We start from the raw sequence: 3,389 nt of genomic DNA, 5'->3' as shown, positions 1-3,389 counted from the left end.
GGGCTATATCTTTTTTGTTCATCATCGTGTTATTTTATGGAGATAACAGGGCTACGCCCCTTTTTATTTAATTAACGCTTGTATCTACGACGATTTTAGGGCTAACGCCCCTAATACTGTATTATAAATCATAATGGGTTTTAATCTTTTCAACACTTGATTCGCATTAATTATAGATGGACATCATAGATATGCAAGTACATTATTAGCCAATATTAAGCTTGGTAAAGCCAAATCATCCAAGACGAGTGCAACAAATGAATATGATTGGAGTGTTGTTGAATTTGTTGAAGAAGAATAGGATACTGAAGATAAAATTAAGAGATTAAATGAATTAGATGCGAATTCAATAACACTAATAATTGAGACAACAAAATAAATTGAGTACATTTACAATGATGATAAATCTTTAAATGCATTACCTGCCGTTTTAAAGGAAAAATTAATACAAACGAGTGCCTCAGTTAGTTTAACTGATTATTTAGCAGATGAAGCTTTAGGGAAAATTAAAAAAGCTAAATATGAATTAGCTAAATAAAAAAGCATTGCTTGGCATTGTATAATATTAAAAGCGGCTTTTTTTTAAAGTTAGTTTAAAACTAATCGACTATTTTCCCATCAACCATCACCAATTTTCTGTCAGCTAAATTGGCAAGCTCTTCGTTGTGGGTTACAATTACAAAGGTTTGTCCGAATTCATCACGAAGTTTAAAAAAAAGACCGTGCAAATTTTCGGCAGATTCACTGTCTAAATTTCCCGAGGGTTCATCGGCGAAAATCAAATCGGGACTGTTAATGAGAGCTCTAGCTACAGCGGTACGTTGTTGTTCGCCGCCCGAAAGTTCGTTGGGTTTGTGGTTGTATCGGTGCGATAATCCCAAGAAATCCAACAATTCTTTAGCACGTTTTTCGGCATCAGTCCTTTTCGTGCCTCTTATAAAAGCGGGTAAGCATACGTTTTCTAAAGCCGTAAATTCAGGTAACAATTGATGAAACTGGAATATAAACCCAATATGCTCATTTCTAAACTTCGCCAAATTTTTGTCGCTAAGGTCTTTAATATTAATGCTGTTAATGGTAAGTTGGTAAGGCTCTTTGGAAGAAGCACTATCCAACGTACCTAATATTTGCAACAAGGTTGTTTTTCCAGCACCCGAAGCACCAACAATTGATACCACTTCGCCTTTTTTTATATGAATATCGACGCCTTTTAAAACTTGCAGATCGCCGTAAAATTTGTGAATGTTTGTTGCCTGAACCATAACTATAAAATATAGCGTGAAAATACTACTTTAAGCTGTTCTGTACAATTAAGAATGGTTTTTATTGTTAAGTCCCATTTATGCTTTATATTTAAGTTTACAAAAACATAAAAAATGCCGTACAAAAGTTTTGAAGAGTATAACATGCAGGTTACCGATGATGTTAAAAATAGATATAAAAACATCATTGAAGATCTGGGTGAAAACGCCAAGCGAGATGGGTTGTTAAAAACCCCAGAACGTGCTGCCAAAGCAATGCAGTTTTTAACACAAGGTTACCATCAAGATCCCGTTGAAATTCTTAAAAGTGCCATGTTTAAGGAGAGTTATAACGAAATGGTTATTGTAAAGGATATTGAGTTGTATTCGCTTTGCGAACATCATATATTACCGTTTTTCGGAAAAGCGCACATTGCGTATATTCCTAACGGACATATTGTCGGTTTAAGTAAACTACCAAGAATAGTGGATGTGTTTGCACGCAGACTTCAAGTTCAGGAACGTTTAACCGAACAGATTTTGGATTGCATTAACGATACCCTAAAACCACAAGGCGTTGCCGTGGTTATTGAAGCATCGCATATGTGTATGATGATGCGTGGGGTGCAAAAGCAAAACTCGGTTACCACCACATCAGGGTTTCGTGGACAGTTTGAAAAAATTGAAACCCGAAACGAATTTTTGAAATTAATAGGGAAGTAGTTTTTGGTATGTTTGTTGCTTACACCCAAGAAGCACATTTTCTCCAGAGTTTATATTTAGCGTTAGACGAAATGAGTAAATGACAAAACGATTATGAGATTTCCTCCTTCGAGGAAATGAAAAAAAATTGCCTTTAGATGAATAAATACAATAAACTTTTTTTAGGAATCTTATTTGATGCCATTGGTTATGTGTCCTTTTTAATTCCGGGAATTGGTGAGTTTTCAGATATTGTTTGGGCACCTGTTTCAGGTTGGTTAATGACGAAGCTTTACAAAGGGAAAATGGGTAAAATTGCAGGAGTCATTACTTTTATTGAAGAAGCACTTCCAGGGTTTGACATTATTCCTTCCTTTACATTGATGTGGATTTACACTTATGTTTTTAGTAAAGAAGAAAAAAGTGAAACTGCAATAGAAATTGAACAATAAAAATACCTTTTAAATTTCAAACTGAACCCAAAAGTTGTTACAAAGCATTATATGATAGTATCAATTCATGCAATAAGTAAGTTTTTTTATTAGTTATATACGCATGTTGGCAGTAGTGCTTTTATGCTACTTTAAATTCAGATTCGTTCATTTCAACACTAAATCTGACGTTTGCTTTTAATGCTTTAAATACTTTTAAAATCGTTTCTATAGTTACGTTTTTAGTGTTTCTTTCCAATTTAGAGATTTGCGACTTTTGAACACCGATTAATTCTCCGAGTTGCTCTTGGGTCAAATTCCGTTCTTTTCGAACAGATTTTATCATATCTCCAAGCACTTCCATTCGCAAATCAAATTCGTATTTGTCTCGCTCTGGTGTTCCAACTTTTCCGATGTCCTTGTCCTTCATTTGGTCAAGTGTCATCATTTTCATTTTTTCATTTTTTGTTTCCATAACTTTTTGGGTTTATTGGTCAAAATATTCTGCTCTAATTTTCAATGCTTTCTCAATTTCTGATTTTGGTACTTTACTTACTTTTTTAACCATTCCGTGTGTCGATAACACAAGCGTTTCGGTTTTGTCAGTTTTGTCCCAAAAGGCAAAGAGTCTGTATTGAATTCCTTGATAAAGTGTTCTGAATTCCCAAATATCGTCTGTCAGCTTTTTGAAGAGTTTTGGGTCATTTTCGAGTTTAGCTTTATCTAAATTGTAGTAGATTTTCTTTTTAGCTTTTGTGTCCAATTTGGACATAAAACCAATAGCCTGTTCAAGAAATACTATCTCAAATTTTGGTTTCATTCAGTTTGTTTGTCGGTTTTCTTTAGCAAAGATAACAAAAAAGTTGAATTATATGGAAACTTTTGATAGTTTTGGTCGCATTACTGCCAACGTTTATGTGGTTGAGTAGGCAAGGGGGATTTCGCCCCAAGCCTCTCACAGAACCGTACGTGATAGTCTCCCACCATACGGCTCTTGTTATGCAAATCTAAAACT

5 protein-coding genes are annotated in these 3,389 nt (G+C 34.5%); 2 read left to right on the top strand and 3 right to left on the bottom strand.

Translation table 11 applies throughout. The features are described from left to right. Window positions 1-599 precede the first annotated feature (599 nt). On the bottom strand, window positions 600-1,262 hold the full coding sequence (locus ACU1LP_RS19370; RefSeq protein ID WP_445735060.1) for an ABC transporter ATP-binding protein: 663 nt from the start codon (window positions 1,260-1,262) through the stop codon (window positions 600-602). Window positions 1,263-1,376: 114 nt separating this feature from the next. Between ACU1LP_RS19370 and folE the strand changes: the two genes are divergently transcribed. Both folE and ACU1LP_RS19360 read left to right on the top strand, forming a co-directional pair. Further along, window positions 1,377-1,964, top strand: coding sequence for a GTP cyclohydrolase I FolE (folE, locus tag ACU1LP_RS19365; RefSeq protein WP_445733017.1), 588 nt, complete (start codon window positions 1,377-1,379; stop codon window positions 1,962-1,964). 137 nt (window positions 1,965-2,101) lie between these two features. Then, window positions 2,102-2,395 carry a hypothetical protein gene (locus ACU1LP_RS19360; RefSeq protein ID WP_445733018.1) on the top strand — a complete coding sequence of 98 codons (294 nt, stop codon included), beginning with the start codon at window positions 2,102-2,104 and terminating at the stop codon, window positions 2,393-2,395. Window positions 2,396-2,516: 121 nt separating this feature from the next. Here ACU1LP_RS19360 and ACU1LP_RS19355 read toward each other — a convergent pair whose 3' ends face one another. Both ACU1LP_RS19355 and ACU1LP_RS19350 read right to left on the bottom strand, forming a co-directional pair. Continuing rightward, complete coding sequence (locus ACU1LP_RS19355) at window positions 2,517-2,849, bottom strand: helix-turn-helix domain-containing protein (protein WP_445733019.1); 333 nt, start codon at window positions 2,847-2,849, stop codon at window positions 2,517-2,519. Between the two features lie 12 nt (window positions 2,850-2,861). Next, window positions 2,862-3,194 carry a type II toxin-antitoxin system RelE/ParE family toxin gene (locus tag ACU1LP_RS19350; RefSeq protein ID WP_445733020.1) on the bottom strand — a complete coding sequence of 111 codons (333 nt, stop codon included), beginning with the start codon at window positions 3,192-3,194 and terminating at the stop codon, window positions 2,862-2,864. Window positions 3,195-3,389: the final 195 nt, after the last annotated feature.

The organism is Mariniflexile sp. (assembly GCF_052728615.1).
Note: the sequence above shows the minus strand (reverse complement) of the source record. Positions and strands in the feature narration are given on the sequence as shown.